The organism is Microbulbifer discodermiae (assembly GCF_040742695.1).
Classification (GTDB): domain Bacteria; phylum Pseudomonadota; class Gammaproteobacteria; order Pseudomonadales; family Cellvibrionaceae; genus Microbulbifer.
In genome coordinates this window covers 35019-53882 of the sequence record NZ_JBFLAB010000009.1, presented here as the reverse complement: position 1 = coordinate 53882, position 18864 = coordinate 35019, and the positions used below count along the sequence as shown (strand labels likewise).

General features: G+C 62.6%; 15 protein-coding genes. All 15 read right to left on the bottom strand.

What is annotated here, in order from left to right; all coding sequences use genetic code 11:
* Positions 1 to 18: 18 nt before the first annotated feature.
* The 15 genes from AB1S50_RS05345 to AB1S50_RS05275 all read right to left on the bottom strand — a co-directional run bounded on the left by AB1S50_RS05345 (position 19) and on the right by AB1S50_RS05275 (position 18755).
* Positions 19 to 1257, bottom strand: a complete 1239-nt coding sequence (locus AB1S50_RS05345; RefSeq protein ID WP_367149439.1) for an MFS transporter — start codon at positions 1255 to 1257, stop codon at positions 19 to 21.
* 48 nt (positions 1258 to 1305) lie between these two features.
* On the bottom strand, positions 1306 to 3294 hold the full coding sequence (locus AB1S50_RS05340; RefSeq protein ID WP_367149438.1) for a transglutaminase TgpA family protein: 1989 nt from the start codon (positions 3292 to 3294) through the stop codon (positions 1306 to 1308).
* Entirely contained in the window at positions 3291 to 4283 is a 993-nt protein-coding gene (locus AB1S50_RS05335; protein ID WP_367149437.1) for a DUF58 domain-containing protein, read from the bottom strand. Before AB1S50_RS05335 ends, AB1S50_RS05340 begins: the two co-directional genes overlap by 4 nt.
* A 10-nt stretch (positions 4284 to 4293) precedes the next feature.
* Positions 4294 to 5205: an AAA family ATPase gene (locus AB1S50_RS05330; RefSeq protein ID WP_367149436.1), complete on the bottom strand. Its 912-nt coding sequence runs from the start codon at positions 5203 to 5205 to the stop codon at positions 4294 to 4296.
* Between the two features lie 164 nt (positions 5206 to 5369).
* Positions 5370 to 6554 (bottom strand): O-succinylhomoserine sulfhydrylase, encoded by a 1185-nt coding sequence (locus AB1S50_RS05325; protein ID WP_367149435.1) that lies wholly within the window; start codon positions 6552 to 6554, stop codon positions 5370 to 5372.
* A gap of 217 nt (positions 6555 to 6771) precedes the next feature.
* The gene (gene purF, locus AB1S50_RS05320) at positions 6772 to 8259 is read right to left on the bottom strand and encodes an amidophosphoribosyltransferase (protein WP_367149434.1); all 1488 of its coding nucleotides are present in this window, start codon (positions 8257 to 8259) and stop codon (positions 6772 to 6774) included.
* A 47-nt stretch (positions 8260 to 8306) separates the two neighbouring features.
* Positions 8307 to 8801, bottom strand: coding sequence for a CvpA family protein (locus tag AB1S50_RS05315; protein WP_367149433.1), 495 nt, complete (start codon positions 8799 to 8801; stop codon positions 8307 to 8309).
* 192 nt (positions 8802 to 8993) lie between these two features.
* Complete coding sequence (locus AB1S50_RS05310) at positions 8994 to 9629, bottom strand: SPOR domain-containing protein (RefSeq protein WP_367149432.1); 636 nt, start codon at positions 9627 to 9629, stop codon at positions 8994 to 8996.
* Positions 9613 to 10869 carry a bifunctional tetrahydrofolate synthase/dihydrofolate synthase gene (gene folC, locus AB1S50_RS05305; RefSeq protein ID WP_367149431.1) on the bottom strand — a complete coding sequence of 419 codons (1257 nt, stop codon included), beginning with the start codon at positions 10867 to 10869 and terminating at the stop codon, positions 9613 to 9615. Before folC ends, AB1S50_RS05310 begins: the two co-directional genes overlap by 17 nt.
* Positions 10870 to 11023: 154 nt before the next feature.
* Positions 11024 to 11878: an acetyl-CoA carboxylase, carboxyltransferase subunit beta gene (gene accD, locus AB1S50_RS05300; protein ID WP_367149430.1), complete on the bottom strand. Its 855-nt coding sequence runs from the start codon at positions 11876 to 11878 to the stop codon at positions 11024 to 11026.
* A 153-nt stretch (positions 11879 to 12031) separates the two neighbouring features.
* The gene (trpA, locus tag AB1S50_RS05295; protein ID WP_367149489.1) at positions 12032 to 12835 is read right to left on the bottom strand and encodes a tryptophan synthase subunit alpha; all 804 of its coding nucleotides are present in this window, start codon (positions 12833 to 12835) and stop codon (positions 12032 to 12034) included.
* A gap of 23 nt (positions 12836 to 12858) precedes the next feature.
* Positions 12859 to 14076 (bottom strand): tryptophan synthase subunit beta, encoded by a 1218-nt coding sequence (gene trpB, locus AB1S50_RS05290; protein WP_367149429.1) that lies wholly within the window; start codon positions 14074 to 14076, stop codon positions 12859 to 12861.
* A gap of 76 nt (positions 14077 to 14152) precedes the next feature.
* Positions 14153 to 14767, bottom strand: a complete 615-nt coding sequence (locus AB1S50_RS05285; RefSeq protein WP_367149428.1) for a phosphoribosylanthranilate isomerase — start codon at positions 14765 to 14767, stop codon at positions 14153 to 14155.
* Between the two features lie 148 nt (positions 14768 to 14915).
* Positions 14916 to 15797: a tRNA pseudouridine(38-40) synthase TruA gene (gene truA / locus AB1S50_RS05280; protein ID WP_367149427.1), complete on the bottom strand. Its 882-nt coding sequence runs from the start codon at positions 15795 to 15797 to the stop codon at positions 14916 to 14918.
* A gap of 105 nt (positions 15798 to 15902) precedes the next feature.
* On the bottom strand, positions 15903 to 18755 hold the full coding sequence (locus AB1S50_RS05275; protein ID WP_367149426.1) for a FimV/HubP family polar landmark protein: 2853 nt from the start codon (positions 18753 to 18755) through the stop codon (positions 15903 to 15905).
* Between the last annotated feature and the right edge of the window lie 109 nt (positions 18756 to 18864).

The following is an 18864-nucleotide window of genomic DNA, read 5'->3' as shown; positions in this document are numbered from 1 at the left end:
AAGCCGGCAATTCCCGGGTTAATAGTCCAGCTTCTCCTGTGCAACTACTGATAGGCGCCGCAAGGCGCCGCTCAGCAGCAATACTGCAAACGCCGCGAGGCTCAGGACTCCCGCCCAGGCCAGGGTGGTAATGGGGGCCGCATATTCACTCAACACACCGGCGCCGAGCGCCCCCAGCGCGGCGGAACCGAACAAGGAAAGCTGGTAAATGGAAATAATGCGGCTGCGGAATTCCTCCGGTGCCAGCAGCTGCACAATGGCACGACCGAGTGCCGCGGACGCCGCGGCGACCGCACCCCAGCAAAAACACAGCAACAGCAGGCCAAAACGTGTGGGGCCCAGGCTGATACCGATCAGCAGCGCCGCACTGTACAGCAGGCACATAAGGATACCGCGCCCCGGCCGCGCTCCCTGACCGCGCCGCAGCATTACCACTGTAGCTGTCACTGTCCCGGCGATAAAGGCTATCTGCAGGGTGGCATAGTAGCTGGCGCCGCGTCCATATTCGTTGGCCAGCAGTGGCAACACCACCAAAAAAACACCGATATGGACAAAGCCGTTGAAACCTACCAGGGCCACCAGCTCGCGCAGTGGCGGCCGCTGCCAGACCTGGATAAAGCCGTCGCGAATCAGGGCCATGGATGGCGGTTGCCGCGACTGTGGTGCCGGGGCAGGCAACCTGAGGGCATAGAAAAACGCTGACGCCAGTAGCAATGCGATGATTTGCAGCGACAGCAGGGTCACGACGCCCCAGTGGTCGAAGCGGCTGGCGAGCAGCATACCCGTCGCCTGGCCACCGTACTGGGCCAGCATCATCCAGGTCACCGTGTGCTGGATACCGGCGCTGCGCTCTCCCACCGGCCGCACACCCCGCTGTACCAGATTGTCCCGCGCCGGCTGCAGGAAGGCAGTGCAGATGCCCAGACCCACGCCATAGAGCAACAATACCGCCAGGTTCGGAATGCGGATATCAAAATACAGCAGTAAAGCTATGTGACAGACAGCCAGGCCAAGGCAGGCCAGAGCGGACACGGCCGCGGAATCCCGCCGATCCGCGACCACGCCACCAAACAGCAGCAACACCAAATTGGGCAACAGTACCGATGCCTGCACCCAGCCCAGTTGCAGGGGTGGCAAGTTCACCACCGCCACCGCAATCCACGGCAGCAGGATTATCTGTAATCCGGTGGCGAGCGAGGTGCCGGCATAGCCGAGCAAAAACTTGTGCAGTCTTGCCGCCAGAGCGGAAACAGACATCGGGAAATTCCGGGGGTTGGTATACAGTATTACAGCTCCGGACAGCACTCAGCGGCGGCGGGGGCGGAAGCTCCGCAGCAGGCGCCGCAGCTGCCTGCCGGCCCGCGGGTCCTCGGCGTAGCTGGCCATCTCAAATGCGGTGGTGATCTTGTCTGCCATGAGCCCGAGCCCCGGTTCCTCAGCCGCCACCCGGCGGGCGAAGTCCCGCGGTGCTTCTCCGCAACGCCGCCCTATGCCCGCCCGGGCCAGGCGGCGGCAGAAGTTCCGGTAGAGGCGCTGCGCCTCTGGCAGCTTTTGCTCCCGCCCGGTGCTCCAAATCCACAACAGCAGAATGCTCAGGGCCACCGCGGCGGGTATCGCCAACAGCAGTGCCAGCCGGGCCGGGGAGATTTCTCCCAGTATACGCTGCAACAGCGTTCTCTGTCTGTCGCTGTCGAAGCTGATCACCGTCTGGTACCAGCGGTAGTTGAGCATGTCCCATTCCAGGCGCAATCGATGCAGCAGGGCGATGCGGTGCAGTGGCAAGAGCGCATCGCGCATAAACTCATCCGCCGCCGCCCTCTGCAGCCCATCGCGAATCCGCTCCGGCGATACCGCCGCGGTGGGGTCCACCCGCTGCCAGCCCCGTGCGGGAATCCAGATTTCAGCCCAGGCGTGTGCATCATAGTCCCGCACCAACAGGTACTCCTGCCGCGCCACCCATTCACCGCCCTGATAACCGGCTACCACACGCGCCGGTATCCCCGCCGCACGCATCATAAACACATAACTGCCGGCAAAGTGCTCGCAGAAACCCTGCCTGCTATCAAACAGAAACTCATCCACACTGTCTGCGCCCAGGGCCGGCGGCTGCAGTGTGTAGATAAAGCTGCGGGTGAATAAATCCAGTATCTGCTGCGAGACCTGTTGTGGGGACAGGTTTTTTTCGCGCAGTTGCGCCGCCCAGGCCCGTGCGCGCGGATTCCCACCGCGGGGCAATTGCAGGTTGCGCCGCCGGTCTGTGGTATTCAGCACTTCCGGCACCGGCAGCGTAGACCGCGGCCAGGAGCGCACCTGGTAGGCAAAGCGGCTGTACACCGGCGTCGATTTTACCAGTCGGTCGTCGCGGGTTTCGCCGACCCCCCCGGTATCCGAATGCGGCCGCGCCAGCGCGAAAAGCCAGGGTTTGTGGGTCGGCTCCTGGATCACCTGGTAGCGGTAACGCGGCCCGACCGCCGGCAATTGCGAAGCCGCCGGGCGCGGTTGGCCCCACCCCCTGTCATCGCTGCCAAAGCCGGGATAGCGGCCCCAGCTGCGGCCGTCGAAGCGGGACAACACCAGACCCCGCCAGTAGCGCTGTTCCGGCGGCGGCACCGGGCCGTCGAAACTAATCCGCAGCGCCGGCTCGTCGGACTTGGACAGCCGGGAAAAATCCCCGGGGGTCATCGAATCACTGATGCCGGTGGTGGCCTCCCCGCTGTCCTGCGGCACTGCCCACAGGGGCCCCAGCCGCGGAATTACCACGAACAGCACCAGCATCAGTGGCACCGATTGCGCCAACAGGGCTGCCGCCAGTCCCAGCGCCCGCCGCGGCCGGGCACTGTGGCGGCCACACTGGGCCGCCAGTGCCGCAGTCACCACCAGGATGCTCAGCACACCGTAAACCGCAACCGGGATCGACTGGTCGAAAATAAACAGCGTCGCGGCGACAAAATAAGACAGCAGCAGGCTCAGAAAAGCATCCCGCCTGGATACCAACTCGAGATTTTTCAGGGTCAGGGCAATGGCCAGCAGCGCGACCATAGGCTCCAGTGCGAACCAGTGCCGATAGGACGACAGCAGCCCCACTGCCACTATCCCCACCGCCATGTACTTGGCCAGACGTCCCGGCAACTCACGGCGTCCGCGGTAGGCATCCAGCCGCCACAATACCGCCAGCACCCAGGCCGCCACCAGCCAACCCGGCAGGCGCAGGAAGTGTGGCGTCAGCACCGCCAGTTGCGCGGCAAATATCCACAGCAGGCTCTCCCGCGGCAACAAGCTCTCTATCTGATTCACCTGGGGCCCCGCACCGGAAACAGGGCCAGCGCCGTGAGCACCCGCTGCTGGTGCTCCACACCCAGCCCCGGCTCGATTTTTCCACCGGGCAGGCGCAGCCCGTAGGCCTTGTTCTCCCGCTCGGCCTGGAGCGCCCAGTGGCACAAGTTACTGAGGCGCGTCTCCACATCGCGCCCGGCCAGTTGATCCCAATCCAGCCACAGTCGCGGATCGGCGCTGCTGTGATACTCCTTGCTGTGCAGTTCGCGCCCGCCCGCATACTGCTTCCACGCCACCTGCCGCAGAGAGTCTCCCGGGCGGTAGCTTTTGAGTCCGGCGAAATCGTCGCCGTCCCGGCGCTGCCTGTGTAGGGCTTCGCCCTCGCCTTCCACCCCACTGTCCGGCAAGGGCCCGGCGCTCTTGGGTTGCGGGTAAACCAGGAACTCCACGTCAAGGTCGACGCGACTCCAGCAGCGAAACAGCCCCAGGGGAAAACGGCTCTGGATATAGAGTCGCGGTGGCCGCACCCGGCCGCGCCCGCTGACCGGCAACGTGACCAGAGCCTCTTCCCCTTCCGCCGTCATCAAATCCAGCCGCAGCGCCTGCTGCCCTGGCCAGAAAATTTCCACCCCCTCCCGGGAGCGCCCTCCCCGGCCCGACACGGCGATCCGCAGCGCGGCAAAATCCCCACTAAAGGCGGGCGGGCTATCGAGTCGCTGCAGGCGGATACCGGACAGGTTGCCGAATGTATGGAGAGGCAGCAGCACCAGCAGGCTCAGTAGCAGCAGAGCCAGCGCAAGTACCAGGTTGTTTTCGTAGTTGGTCCCCAGCAGCCACAATAAGGCGATCAACAGCAGTGTCGCCAGGCCCGCGCGGGTGGGCAGGATAAACAGTTTGCGGTGATCCAGGGTAACGCTTGGGGCCGCGGGTGCGCGCCGGTTGATCCAGCGCTGCATGGCCGACTGCCAGTGCCGCACGGGGGAAACGGCGTCGTCCCTGGATGAGGTCATCGTGCCGGACTCAGGCGGCGATGATATCGACCTGGTGCAGCAGGCGCTCCACCAGCTGACCGCCGTCACCACTGTCGCCGGCGAGGCGGTGGCCGGCAACCGCCGGCAGTACCGCCTGGATATCCTCCGGCACCAGGTGAGCGCGGCCATGGATAAGCGCCCAGGCCCGGGCGGCGTGCAATACCGCCAAAGCGCCGCGGGGCGAAAGGCCGACGGCGCATTCCGCACTGTGACGGGTGTGAGACACCAACCGCTGCAGGTAGTCCAACAAACTCTCCGAGGCCTTCACCTGGCCCACCAGTGCCTGCAGCCGCGCCAAACCACCGGCATCGATCCGCGGCTGCAACTGCGCCAGTTGGGCGCGGGGATCGACTCCCTGAAACAGGGCCCGCTCCGCCTCCCGGGTGGGATAGCCGAGACTCACGCGCATCAGGAAGCGGTCCAGCTGCGATTCAGGCAGCGAAAAGGTACCGGACTGGTAAATGGGGTTTTGGGTGGCGATAACGAAGAAGGGCTCCGGCAGCGAATGGGTCTCGCCGTCGATACTGACCTGGCGCTCCTCCATCGCCTCCAGCAGTGCGCTCTGGGTTTTCGGCGAGGCGCGGTTGATTTCATCCGCCAGCAACAGCTGGCTGAATACAGGGCCGGGGTGAAAACGGAAGCTGCCGGAATCCCGCTGGAAAATCGAAACGCCCAAAATATCCGCCGGCAGCATGTCGCTGGTGAACTGCACCCGTTTGTAAGACAGGCCCAGCACCTGGGCCAGGGCGTGTGCCAGGGTAGTCTTACCCATGCCGGGGAGATCCTCGATCAACAGGTGACCGCGCGCCAGCAGGCAGGCCAGCGCCAGTTTCACCTGATGTTCCTTGCCCAGCAGTACCTTGCCCGTGTCAGCGATGATGGCGGAGATGATTTTTTGCATGTCGGTCCCGTTGTCACAGCCGCCACACCCCGGAAACTAGCCTCCGGATAGCGGGCGGGCTGAATTCTTGTTATTAATCATAGGCGGCCGGGGGGCGCCGCTTCACGGGCCAATTCCGCCGCCATCAGCTCTGGTTTCAACTGGCGGCGGGATACTTCCTCCCGTCAGTCCAAAGTGGACAGGCCCTGCGCCAGGTCGCGCTGCAGATCCTCGACAGTTTCCAGCCCCACGGAAACCCTAATAAGGTTTTCCGCGATGCCTGCCCGCGCCTTTTCCTCTTCACTGAGACGGCCATGGGTCGTGGTCGCTGGGTGCACAATGGTGCTCTTGGCGTCCCCCAGATTGGCGGTCAGGGAAAAAATTTTGCAGGCGTCGATAAGCTGCCACGCCTGCTGTCTGCCGCCCTCCACCGCAAAACTGAGCACACCGCCGAAAGCCGCCATCTGCTCTGCTGCCAAACGGTGACCCGGATGTCCCGGCAGGCCCGTATAGTAGACCCGCGCCACCGATGGCTGCTTTTCCAGCCATTGCGCCAGCGCCAGTGCATTGCGCGAATGGGTCTCCATGCGCAACCGCAGGGTTTCCAGACCCTTGAGAAATACCCAGGCGTTAAACGGGCTCATGGTCGGTCCCGCGGTGCGCAAAAACACCACCAGTTCATCGATGAACTCCCGCCTGCCGATCACTGCACCGCCCACGCAACGGCCCTGGCCATCGAGGTACTTGGTGGCTGAGTGCACCACGAAGTCGGCTCCCAGTGTCAGGGGACGCTGCAGTGCGGGCGTGCAGAAACAATTGTCCACCGCCAGCATGGCGCCAGCGCTATGGGCCAGGTCCGCCAGTTTGCGGATGTCGGCCACTTCACACAGCGGATTGGAAGGGGTCTCCATAAACAGCAACTTGGTATCGCCGTCCAGGGCATCCCGCCAGGCCGACATATCGGTGAGGTCCACGAAGGCGACACGCACACCAAATTTTTTCAGATAGCGGCTAAAGAGTGCAGTGGTGGTACCAAAAACACTGCGCGAGCAGATAACCTTGTCGCCACTCTGCAGCAGCGCCATGCACAGGCTGAGAATCGCGGCCATACCGCTGGAAGTGGCCACTGCGGCCTCGCCCTGCTCCAGTGCTGCGATACGCTGCTCGAACATCCGCACCGTCGGGTTGGTGTAGCGGGAATAGACGTTACCCGGGTTGTCGCCGGAAAATCGCGCGGCGGCCTCCGCCGCCGAGGGAAACACATAGCTGGAGGTGAGGTACATGGCTTCCGCGTGCTCCCCCTCCCCGGAGCGCGACTGGCCGGCGCGCACCGCCAGGGTTTCGAGTCCATAGCCTTCGTCTTCGAACATAGACGCCTTCCCGGATCGCGTGTAAAGAGGCTTTGCCGCTACCATCGCGGCACAGAGAAATCTATTGTAAACAAAGTTGCGGCAATGGCACTTAAAATATCCGCACAGGTGGAGACGGAAGGTACCCTGAGCGAGCCGCAATGATGGAGCCGCCAACAAAAAACCCGCGAACTTGCGCGCGGGCTCTGTTGTTTTGGCCTGTGTACCCGACAGTCGACTACATAGAGTTCTGGCTGCCCTTTTCACTCTTGGCACTGTCATTGCGCGCCGCGTGCAGCCGCTCCAGGTACTCCTCATCCACATCGCCGGTCACGTATTTGCCGTCAAAAACAGAACATTCGAACTGCTCGATGGTCTCATTGCCCTCGGCGGAAGATTCTACCAGGTCGCCCAGTTCCTGATAAATCAGCCAATCAGCACCTATTTCCGCACAGACCTCATCGGTAGTGCGGCCGTGGGCCACCAATTCATCTGCCGACGGCATATCGATGCCATAGACGTTGGGGTATTTCACCGCCGGCGCCGCCGACGCAAAGTAGACTTTGGCCGCTCCCGCCTCGCGGGCCATTTGAATAATCTGCTTGCTGGTGGTGCCGCGCACTATGGAGTCGTCCACCAGCAAAACATTCTTGCCACGGAACTCCAGTTCAATGGCGTTGAGTTTCTGACGCACGGATTTCTTGCGCTGTTTCTGGCCCGGCATGATAAAAGTGCGCCCGATATAGCGGTTCTTCACCATGCCCTCACGGAACTTGACCCCCAGCCTATAGGCGACGGTCTGGCCCGCGGTACGGGAAGAGTCGGGGATAGGGATCACCACGTCGATATCGTGATCCGGGCGCTCCCGCAGAATTTTTTCCGCCAGGTGCTCGCCCTGGCGCAGGCGCGCTTTGTGCACCGAAACCCCGTCCATGATCGAGTCCGGCCGCGCAAAATAGACATGTTCGAAGATACAGGGATTCAGGGACGGGTTCTCGGCACACTGCTCAGAGTGCACAGTGCCATCCAGTTCGATGTAAATCGCTTCTCCCGGTGCCACGTCCCGCACCAGAGTGTAACCCAGCACGTCCAGAGCCACTGACTCGGAAGCGACCATATATTCGCTGCCGCGGTCGGTCTCGCGCTTGCCGTATACCAGGGGGCGGATACCGTGCGGGTCGCGAAAGGCGACTATGCCATATCCGACGATCAGCGCGACGCAGGCGTAGCCACCCCGCACACGCTGGTGCACAGCCCTGGTGGCAGCGAAGATATCCGCGGCCTTGGGCTGCAGCTTGTGCAGTTTGTGCAGTTCATGGGCAAATACGTTCAGTAATACCTCGGAATCGGAATCCGTATTGATATGCCGCAGGTCCTGCAGATAGATTTCCTCCACCACTTCGCGCAAGTTGGTCAGGTTACCATTGTGCGCCATGGCAATGCCGTAGGGGGAATTTACGTAAAAAGGCTGTGCCAGTGCTGGGCCGGAGCTGCCGGCGGTGGGATACCGCACATGTCCTATGCCGAAGTTGCCGGTCAGGCGCTGCATATGCCTGGCCCGAAAAACATCGCGCACCAGGCCATTGGCTTTCTGCTGCTTGAGCTGATCCTTGTCGCAGGTGACTATACCGGCGGCATCCTGGCCCCGATGCTGCAACAGAGTGAGCGCATCGTACAGCTGCAGATTAACGTCACTTTTACCGACAATGCCGACAATACCACACATAGTCCGAGTCCTACTGGTCGAGTGGCAACCCCTGGCGGGAGCCCCGGTTAAAACAATTGAACGAAAAAGCCCTTGAGCGCCGCCGCCAGCACCCGGGCGCGGTCCTCAAACTCCAAAAAGTGGGGAATCAGGGCCGAGTCCCGCCACCAGCCATCCTGCTCCACGGGGATCAGCGCCGGAGCCAGTATCAGTAGTGCCAGCACCACAATACCGCCCCGCACTATGCCAAATACGGTGCCCAGGACGCGATCGGTGCCGGAGAGTCCGGTTGCCTCGACGAATGCCGACAGGGTCATTCTGAGACCGGCGCCCGCCAGCAGAGTGAAGACAAACAGGATGGCAAAGGCCGCGATGACCTGTACGGACGGGGTGTCCACCAGGCCGGAAAGCAGAGGGGCCAGCTGGTCGCGGAACATCATTGCGATGACGAAGGCCGCCACCCAGGTCACCATTGAGAGGGTCTCGTTAACGAAACCCCGACTGAGACCGATCAGCGTGGATATGGCCACGATTGCCAGAATGGTCCAGTCAGCCCAATTCATTCAACCCTGCCCACCTCGGCGACCGCTGTGAAGAGTGCGCATTCTAACTTAACGGGCTGGGTGCGTGAAGCACAGTGCGAGCGGGACATTGGCCCGGCCGTTGACCGGCGGGCCAGTGGCCCAGCATAGGCTTAAGCACAATTGGGCTTAGACACAGATTTCTAGCCGGGGGCACCAGGCAGGCAACCGGCGTCAGGACCTGAAGCGCAGTACCAGAGTCTGGATATCCAACAGCTGATCCAGCTCCTGCTTGACCAATTGGGCATCAGCCCGGTTCAGTTTGGGGCCAACGAACACCCGTACAAAGCGCCCCCTGGCGGTCGTCACGGGTCGGGTATAGGCTTTGTAGCCCTCATCCATCAGGCGGCCGCGCAACTGCTCTGCGCGGCCCTGGTCGCGGTAGGAGGCCACCTGCACCACCCAGGCCTGTGGCAGGCCATCGGCATCCAGTAAGGGTGGGGATTCTTTTTCCGCAGCGGACTCATCCCCAGCGGTTTGCCGCTGCCCGTCCTCCGCAAGGGTACTCTCTTGCTCCCCGCGGCTGGACTCGCCGTCGGGGCTGCCGGGGCCCGGCTGAAAGACCTGCTCCGGTTCCGGCGTCGGCACAGCATCGGCCACGGGCACCGGGTCGGCAATGGCGATCGGTTGAATCTCCGGAGCTGGCGGTATCTGGCTGGTGGCGTCGACATAGCGGGCGCCTTCGCGGTCGAACAGGCTGGGAAGAAAGATCACCCCCAACGCCACCAGCACCAGGGCACCGACCAGGCGCTGCTTAAAGCCATCGCTCAATCTCCCGGTGGACACCGGGTCACTACCCCGACTCGCCATCACTCCTATCCCGTATATATTGCAGAACCCCGGCCACGGTAAAGAAAGAACCGAAGACAAGCAACCTGTCCCGCTCGCCGAGGGCGCTCAGGGCCAGTTCGAACCCCTCCGCCACCGGCTCGCAGCGCGGCTCAATAGCCTGCGCGGCTATACCCACCCCTTCCAGCGCGGCTCTCAGCTCAGTGCAGCCGGCGGCGCGGTCGTTCTCCGGCAGCAGCGCCAACTGCCACCTGTCCACCAGCGGCGCCAGTGGCGCGACCAGCCCGGACAGGTCCTTGTCGGCCATCGCCGCCAGCAGTGCATGATTTGTCCCCTCCACAGGGTTCGCCGCCAGCCAGCCGGCCAGATATTGCGCGGCGGCCGGATTGTGCCCCACATCCAATAGCAGCGAGCGCCCGCGCCAGTGGAGCTGCTGGCAGCGCCCGGGCAGGCAGATTCCCCGCAGTACCGACTCCAGACTGCACGCGGGAAGGCCGTCCAACAGCGCCACACCGGTTATAGCGGCGGCGATACTGTTGGGCGGCAGGCTGATCGGGGGGATCTCGACGCGCAGGTCACCAAACCGGTAGCTGCCGTCGCTAAGGGCGAAATCGCGATTGATGAAGTAGCTGCGCGCCCCCTGGCTGGAGGCCGAGGAAACCACCGACAGGGGTGGCTCCGGATCGGCGCAGACAAACGGACTCGCCGGCCGCAGTATACCCGCCTTCTCCCGGCCTATGGCTTCGCGGTCGCTGCCCAGCCAGGCTTCGTGGTCCACCGCCACACTGGTGATAATGGCCAGGTCCGCATCCACCAGGTTCACCGCATCCAGACGCCCGCCCAGTCCCACTTCCAACAGCGCATACTCGACCCCGGCGCGCTGGAACAGCCACAGGGCAGCGAGGGTGGAAAACTCAAAATAGGTCAGGCTGATTTCACCCCGCACCCGCTCCACCGCTTCGAACGCCTGCACCAGGGCGACATCGTCCACCTCCCGCCCGTCGATGCGCACCCGCTCGTTGAAGCGCAGTAAATGTGGTGACGTATAGGCAGCCACCCGGTGCCCGCCGGCACACAGCAGCGCTTCCATTACGGCGACACAGGAGCCCTTGCCGTTGGTACCGCCCACAGTGATAACCCTTGGTGCGGGCTTCTGCACCCCCAACCGGCGCGCCACCTCCGCGACCCGCGACAGTCCAAGTTCTATCTCTACCGGGTGCAACTGTTCCAGCCGTTCGAGCCAGGTCTGCAGCTCACTCATGGCTTACTCCAGAAGTCGACATAAAAGGGGAAAACCACCGCGATTGTTGATGGTGTCGGTGGCTATTGCAATGGTTATTGCGCGAATCGACGGCGAGTGAAAAGCTCCGGGTACCAAAGCCCGGTATCGCCCTGGCGCCGCCGGGGGCGGGATTTCAATCCCGAAACAGTTTGCCCAGCAGGCGCGCCACAGTTGCACGCATTTCGCCGCGCGGGATGATCATATCGATGGCGCCGTGCTCCAGCAGAAATTCACTGCGCTGGAAGCCTTTGGGCAGTTTCTGGCGAATCGTCTGCTCGATGATATTGGGGCCGGCAAATCCAGCCCGCGCGCCCGGTTCGGCAGCATTGATATCACCCAGCAATGCCAGCGACGCAGAAACACCACCGTAGACCGGATCGGTCATCACCGAGATATAGGGCACACCGGCGGTTTTCATTTTCTCCAGCACCGCGGACGTCTTGGCCATCTGCATCAGGGAGATCAGTGCCTCCTGCATCCGCGCGCCTCCGGTAGCGGAAAAACAGACCAGGGGCATTCTCTCCTCCAGCGCCAGCTGCGCCGCGCGGGTAAAGCGCTCGCCCACCACGTAGCCCATGGAACCGCCGTGAAACGCAAATTCGAACGCCACCGCCACCAGTGGCCTGCCTTCCAGAGTACCGCGCATGGCTACCAGCGCGTCCTTTTCGCCAGTGGCTTTCTGCGCCTGAGTCAGGCGGTCCTTGTATTTCTTCACATCCTTGAATTTCAGCCGGTCCACCGGCAGGACGTCGGTGGCCAGTTCCTCCCGCCCCTCCGGGTCCAGAAAGATATCCAGCCGGCGGCGGGCACCAATCCGCATATGGTGATCGCACTTGGGGCACACATCCAGGTTGCGCTCCAATTCCGGGCGGTACAGCATTGCATCGCACTTGACGCACTTCTTCCAGACCCCTTCCGGCACTTTGCTGGCACCGGCGCGACGCTCAGTGCGAATGACCGCGGGAACAATTTTTTCTAACCAGCTCATATTGTTTGCAAATCCCGATGCTTGGCAGGGCCAGTGGCGACTACTGACCTTTGGCGTTGAGGTTGAGCATTAAAACACTAGTGTTCGCCGGAAACCCGGCGGGTTCGGCCGCCAATTTAGGCTTTCTGGCCAGGTGCACCCAGCGATGGACGCTCAATTGTCGAGCCCTGCGCGTATTTCGCTGACCAGTTCCGCCACGGCCTGACGCGCTGCGTCTGCGGTCGCGGATTCACCCACCGCCGCTACCAGCACACTGCCCACCACGGCGCCATCGCCGTGTTCGCTCACCAGGCGTGCGGAGGCCCCATCCTTGATTCCAAAGCCCACACACAGTGGCAAATCGGTTAAGCGGCGGATCTGATGCAGCTTCTCACCAACGGACACCGGGTCCAAATTGCCGGCGCCGGTGACACCCTTCAGGGAAACATAGTAGACAAAACCACTGGCCAGCCCACAGATAGTGCGCATACGCTCTTCGCTGGTGGTGGGCGTCAGCAAAAAGATATTGCGCAGGCCGCGCTCTTTCAGCAGTTCGTTGAGCGGCCCCGCCTCCTCCGCCGGCAGATCCACCGTCAAGGCGCCATCCACCCCGGCGGCCTGCGCCGCCTCGGCAAAGCTTTGCGCCCCCATTTTCTCGATGGGATTGGCGTAGCCCATCAGTATCACCGGCGTATCGCTGTCCCCCTTGCGAAACTCCCCCACCATTTGCAGGCATCTGCGCAGCGAAGTGCCCTGGGCCAGCGCCCTCTCGTGGCCCCTCTGAATGACCGGGCCCTCGGCCATGGGGTCGGAAAAAGGCACCCCCAGTTCAATCAGGTCACTGCCACTGGCCACCAGCTGGTGCATCAGGGACACTGTATGGTCCACACCGCCGTCTCCGGCAACGATATAGGTGACCAGCGCCTTGCGTCCCTGGGCGCGCAGGGCGGCGAAGCGTCGATCAATACGGTTTTGCATTTCCTCACTCACCGGCATCACTCCTAGACTTCGATGCCATCAATGGCGGCAACGGTAAAAATATCCTTGTCCCCACGACCGGAGAGGTTGATCACGATATTCTGCTCCGGCGAAAGGCCGGCGGCCAGCTTGAGGCCATAGGCCACAGCGTGACTCGACTCCAGCGCTGGCAGAATACCCTCTTTCCGCGTCAGCAGACGAAAGGCGCTGAGCGCTTCCGCATCGTCCGCCACCACATAATCGACACGGCCGATATCCTTCAACCAGGCGTGTTCCGGACCGACACCGGGATAGTCCAGGCCAGCCGACACCGAATGGGTCTCGATAATCTGACCGTCCTCGTCCTCCATCAGATAGGTGCGGTTGCCGTGCAGTATTCCGGGCACACCGTCGTTGAGCGGGGCCGCGTGGCGACCGCTGGCAAGGCCCTCTCCACCCGCCTCGACGCCGAACATTTTTACCGCGGCATCGTCGAGAAAGGGGTGAAAGAGTCCTATAGCGTTGGACCCGCCACCGACGCAGGCCACCAGCGCATCCGGCAGACGGCCAAACTGCTCGAGGCTTTGGCGACGCGCCTCGCGGCCTATGACTGAATTGAAATCCCGCACCAGCTGTGGGTAGGGATGGGGGCCAGCCACGGTGCCGATAATGTAAAAGGTGTCATCGACATTGGTCACCCAGTCGCGCATGGCCTCGTTCATGGCATCCTTGAGGGTTTTGGAACCGGACTGCACCGGAACCACCTCAGCTCCCAGAAGCTTCATCCGGTACACGTTTGGCGACTGGCGCCTGACGTCCTCGGCACCCATATAGACGACGCACTCCAACCCCAGCCGTGCCGCCACCGTTGCCGTCGCCACTCCGTGCTGGCCGGCGCCGGTCTCCGCGATCACCCGGCGCTTGCCACTGTGCTTGGCCAGCAGCGCCTGCCCCACTGTGTTGTTAACCTTGTGCGCACCCGTGTGGTTGAGATCCTCCCGCTTCAGCCAGATGCGCGCACCGCCCGCTTCAGCGGTGAGCCGCTCCGCCAGATACAGGGGAGAGGGACGGCCTACATAATGGGCCAGGTCGCGATCGAAGGCGGCGCGGAACTCCGGGTCGTCCCTGAGACTGAAATACATCGCCTGGAGCTGGTCCAGGGCATCCACCAGGGTCTCCGACACGAAGCGGCCGCCATAGGGGCCAAAATGGCCTTCGGCATCCGGAAAGGCTGAATAATTCACTGTATCTCGATCGTTCAATGCTCTATGTCCTTCACGCTATCACCCTTCTCCCTGCCGATTAGGGGCACTTCAATTGTAACTGTGCGCCGGAGTTTCAAACCCGGCACCTGGCGGCACGTATAAATTCGGCAACCTTGCGCTCGTCTTTGCACCCCGGCGAGGCCTCCACGCCGCCGCTCACATCCACTGCCTGTGGTTGCGCTATCACAATCGCTTGCGCCACATTTTCCGGACTCAGGCCGCCGGCCAGAATAATCTGCCGGCCGCTGTCCCGGGGTACCCTCTGCCAGTCGAAGGTCTCACCGGTACCTCCGGGCACTCCCGGCCTAAAGGCATCCAGCAGAAGACCCCGCGCCTGGGGATACCGCGCCATGGTGCCGGCGACGTCCAGGTCCTCCTTCATACGCAGCGCCTTGATATAGGGACGTCCGAACTGCTGGCAATAGTCTGCGGACTCAGCGCCGTGAAACTGCAACAGATTCAAGGGCACCCGATCCAGGACCTCTCTTACCTGCGCCGCATCCGCGTCGACAAACAGTCCCACCAGGGTGACAAAGGGCGGCACCGCTGCCGCAATCCCGGCGGCCCTGTCTAGAGAGACACAGCGCGGACTGTGCGGATAGAACACCATTCCCAGAGCATCCGCACCCAGTGTCACAGCCATAATGGCGTCCTCTGGCCGGGTGATGCCACAGATTTTTACTTGCATGGACACTGGTCGCCGAATGGCGCTTAAAAAAAAGTAGCTGGCGATACTACCAGATCCGCACAGGTGGCGGAATCCAGCGGCCTGGGAGCCCCGCCCTCCGGCAGCTTGTACAAAACAACCGGAAAGGGGTCAGCTACGTAAATTCGGGTCAGGCAAGCGGCAGTCCACCCAGGGGTAAGGGTACCAGCAGGGGCCCGGGTGCCCGCCGGGGCAAGGGGAATTCCTCCGGGTATTCGACCTCCACCAGATAGAGACCAAAGGGGGGGGCGGTAACACCCGCCCTGGTGCGGTCCCGGGCAGCCAACACCTCGGCTATCCACTCCGGTGCCCGCTCTCGCCGCCCCACCGACATCAGCGCCCCGGAGATATTGCGCACCATATGGTGCAAAAAAGCGTTGGCCCTGATTTCCAGCACAATCAGCGGACCCAGTTGGGCAATATCGAGCCGGGTGATTTCCCGCACCGGATTCCTGGCCTGGCACTGGCTGGCGCGAAAACTCGTGAAATCATGGCATCCCAGCAGGTGCGCGGCACCCCTACGCATGGCTCCCAGGTCCAGCGGGTGCCGGGTCCAGGTTACCTCGGCTGAACTGAGCGCCGAGCGCACCGGCGCACTGTGTATCAGGTAGCGATAACTGCGGGCGGTGGCGGAAAAACGCGCATGGAACTGCGGGGCCACTTCCGCCGCCCAGCCTACCCGCACCTCGTCCGGCAGCAGGGTGTTCACACCCTGCACCCAGGCCCGTAGCGGGCGCTGCGCGCTGGTGTCAAAATGCACCACCTGGTTGGTGGCGTGCACGCCCGCATCGGTGCGCCCGGCGCACACCACGGCTGTGGGCATTGCCGCTATGGAGGACAGGGCTTGTTCCAGAAATGCCTGTACCGTGCGCGACGCGGACCGCTGCTTCTGGAACCCATGTAGACGGGCACCGCAGTACTCCACGCCCAAAGCATAGCGTCGCACCCCCGGCGGCAGTTGCTCGCCCGGCGGCACTTCACCGTTGGGTTTGTAATGGTACTGGCTGGCCATTTCCTGCGCGGCTCCCCGCTGTGCGCGGCAACGTCTGTCGACGGTGCCTGAAAATAAAAAACCCCGCCGTTTAGGCGAGGTCTCTTTGGGTGCCGAAGCGGGCGATTACGCCAAACGCTCCAGCATCTCCCGGGCCTGTGTCTGCTGATCTCCCGAAGCCTCTTCCACCACTTCAGCAAGTATATCCCTGGCTCCGTCTTTATCACCCATATCCAGGTAGGCCTGTGCCAGCTCCAGTTTGGTACCCACCTCGTCACCGCCATCCAGCAGGTTAAGCTCCGAGTCCAGGTCTCCCTCGAGATCGAAACCCAAGTCGCCGAGGTCCGCGCCCAGGTCCTCTGCAGGCGCCTCCTGTGCCGAACTGCCTTGCACCGGCTGGGCCGCTTCCGCGCGGGTCTCGGGTGCCACGGCCAGATCGCCGTCCTGGGGCAAGTCCGCGGCTATGTCGTCGAGGTTGATGGAGTCCAGATCGAGATCCAGCTCCCCGTCCAACTCCACGCCAAAAGTCTCCAACTCTTCCGTTGTCTCATCCGCTTCCTGTGGCGCCGGATCCACTGCGGTATCGGGGGTGAAATCCCCATCCAGGTCCAGAGTCGGCATCTCCCCACTGCCGGACTCAATTGCTTCCCCCCCCTCTGTGGGCGACAGGTCCAGGTCAAAGTCCAAACCACTGTCCGCATCCCCCTGGTGCAATATCTCCGTCGTGCCGCCGGCGGGCTCTGACTCCAGCCCCTCATTCCCTTCCAGATCCAGTCCCCCGGGAATCAGGTCGTCCAGATTGAACTCCTCCGCGGAGGCAAGCTGCTGCTCATCGGTATCGTCAATACTGCCACCGACATCGGATTCGAGTCCCAGGTCGAGAGAGAACTCTTCCTCGCCGGCGGGATCCTGTGCCGGCCGACTCTCATCGGGAATATCCGCCATCAGATCATCCAGCAAGGATGACCCCTCATCCGCTTCCACCGGGGCCACATCCTCACCCAGGGAGGCACTGATATCATCGAGCTGGGCGGCCTCCAGGGACTCGCTGGACAAATCCATTGCCGGCGCTTCGAACGGTGGCGCCCCGGCGATGCCTTCGCGCAGGTGCGCGGCCCTGTCTGCGGCCGGACCATCGCTCACCGCCAGCAGCTCGCGATAGTGGCTGTCGAATTTATCCAGATCCTGCGCATTGGCATAGACTTCCAACAACATCAGCCGCGCGTCTATATTCTGGGGAGACTGCCCGAGGCCAGCCAGGAGCTTGTTTTCCGCTTCCCGATACTGTCCCAGGGACAAGTGGATCTCCGCCTCGGCGATAGGATCGTCGGTACCGATACCCCCCAGGTCATCCATTTCCAGGTCACTGGCGGCTTCGAAGGATTCCACTGCCGCCAGGTTTTCATCCCGATCATCCACTGAAGGTGCATCCGCCAGCGCCCGCTCGGCGGCCATCTCCGCTTCGATCTCGCGCATGGCTTTCTCTTCTTCACGGCGACGGCGCCAGCTGAAGAAACCGAACAGGCCCGCCAGCAGAATGGCCGCTCCGATTCCGATCAGGCGCATATGTTGCGCGGCCCAATCCAGCAGCGTCGGCTCGGGTTTCGTCTGCACGCTGACAACACGGTTGCGGTCGATATTTTCAACCGGCTCCTCTATCGCAGGCACTTCCTCCGCTGCGGTCGGCATCTCGGCCTCGTCCGCCTCCTGCACAGACACTTCCCCGGTATCTGCGCCCGGGGACTCCTCTTCAACGGCATTACTCTGCTCCGCCGCGGTTTGAATGGCCTGCATTTCCTCATTGGAAACTTCAACCATCCGCTCCATGGTGTCGATCTGCTCGTCAAGCTCGGAAATCCGCTCCTGCAGCTCCGCATTTTCCAGCCGCTGCTTGTCGAGTTCCTCTTCCGCAACTGCCAGCTCTCCGGACAGCGCCTCGCTGTCTTCGGCACCGCTACCGGAACCGGACAGCACCGATTCATTGTCTCCCGGTGCGGCCAGGCTCACGCGCCCCTCCAACGTATCGCTGGAAGCGGTTTCCCCCACCACCGCACGCCCGTCGAGCGGGGCACCGGTCGCGACTTCGCCACCGACGCCACGGCCGCGCCAGGAATCATTCTGCACCGCCACCTGGGCGATGGCCTGGGTGTGCGTCAGGTTGCGAATTTCATCGGCACTGGGCAGGCGCAGCACCACGCCGCGTTTGAGCAAATTGATATTGTTGTCGATAAATGCTTCCGGATTCAGGCGCTGAATCGCCAGCATGGTCTGCTGTACCGACAGGCGCCGGTCCGTACGGCTGTCCAGCGCTATTTGCCACAAAGTCTGGTTGGCCACCACCGGACCGTATACGTGGCTGCTGCCGGCCTGCCCACCGGGCGACAGCTCCAGCGGCTCGTCCACCGGTGGCTGTTCTTCAGCCCGCGGTTCCGCCGCGGGCTCCGGAGCGGGAACACTTTCCACTACCGGTTCCGCCGTCTGAGGGGCGGGGGATGTCTGCACCGAGGGCCGCGCGGGTTCGCGGCGTACCTGCTGGCGCTCGCGCGGGGCGGCGCGCACCGGTTCCGGTGCCGCCTTTTCGGCAAAAGCCGGCAAATCCATCAACAGGGTATATTCCCGCAGCAGACGGCCACTGGGCCAGCGGGTTTCCACCAGGAAATTCAGGAAGGGCTCGCGGATGGGTTCATGGCTGGAAATACGGATTTTCGGCTGCGCGGAGGAAAAGTCCACATCGAAATCCAGTTCCGTCAGCAAATAAGATCTGTCGACCCCGGCCCGCTCAAAATCCTCCGGGCTGGCGAGACGCACCTTGATCTCACCGTCCGAAAGTCCACGGGTCTGGAGTAGATTGATTTCCGCCTCCAGTGGCTGGTTGAGTGTCGAGTTCAGCTTGATCTCACCGAGACCCAGCGCCAGAGCGCCATTGCCAACCAGCGCGCTGACCAGACCTACAGCAAGTGCCAGCTTTCGCACACGCATATCCGATTCCCTTTATTGTTAGAACCATCCGGGTTTTCGCAAAGTGTGCCTTAGAAAACCCCTTCACTGTACAGTAAACGTCCAATGGGGGCTTTGCCGCAAATTCAGT

Bases quoted from the DNA above. Each gene is read 5' to 3' on its own strand.
- AB1S50_RS05345 (WP_367149439.1), bottom strand. From the start codon at position 1,257: ATGTCTGTTTCCGCTCTGGCGGCAAGACTGCACAAGTTTTTGCTCGGC.
- AB1S50_RS05335 (WP_367149437.1), bottom strand. From the start codon at position 4,283: ATGACCTCATCCAGGGACGACGCCGTTTCCCCCGTGCGGCACTGGCAG.
- AB1S50_RS05330 (WP_367149436.1), bottom strand. From the start codon at position 5,205: ATGCAAAAAATCATCTCCGCCATCATCGCTGACACGGGCAAGGTACTG.
- AB1S50_RS05325 (WP_367149435.1), bottom strand. From the start codon at position 6,554: ATGTTCGAAGACGAAGGCTATGGACTCGAAACCCTGGCGGTGCGCGCC.
- purF (WP_367149434.1), bottom strand. From the start codon at position 8,259: ATGTGTGGTATTGTCGGCATTGTCGGTAAAAGTGACGTTAATCTGCAG.
- AB1S50_RS05315 (WP_367149433.1), bottom strand. From the start codon at position 8,801: ATGAATTGGGCTGACTGGACCATTCTGGCAATCGTGGCCATATCCACG.
- AB1S50_RS05310 (WP_367149432.1), bottom strand. From the start codon at position 9,629: ATGGCGAGTCGGGGTAGTGACCCGGTGTCCACCGGGAGATTGAGCGAT.
- folC (WP_367149431.1), bottom strand. From the start codon at position 10,869: ATGAGTGAGCTGCAGACCTGGCTCGAACGGCTGGAACAGTTGCACCCG.
- accD (WP_367149430.1), bottom strand. From the start codon at position 11,878: ATGAGCTGGTTAGAAAAAATTGTTCCCGCGGTCATTCGCACTGAGCGT.
- trpA (WP_367149489.1), bottom strand. From the start codon at position 12,835: ATGCAAAACCGTATTGATCGACGCTTCGCCGCCCTGCGCGCCCAGGGA.
- AB1S50_RS05285 (WP_367149428.1), bottom strand. From the start codon at position 14,767: ATGCAAGTAAAAATCTGTGGCATCACCCGGCCAGAGGACGCCATTATG.
- truA (WP_367149427.1), bottom strand. From the start codon at position 15,797: ATGGCCAGCCAGTACCATTACAAACCCAACGGTGAAGTGCCGCCGGGC.
- AB1S50_RS05275 (WP_367149426.1), bottom strand. From the start codon at position 18,755: ATGCGTGTGCGAAAGCTGGCACTTGCTGTAGGTCTGGTCAGCGCGCTG.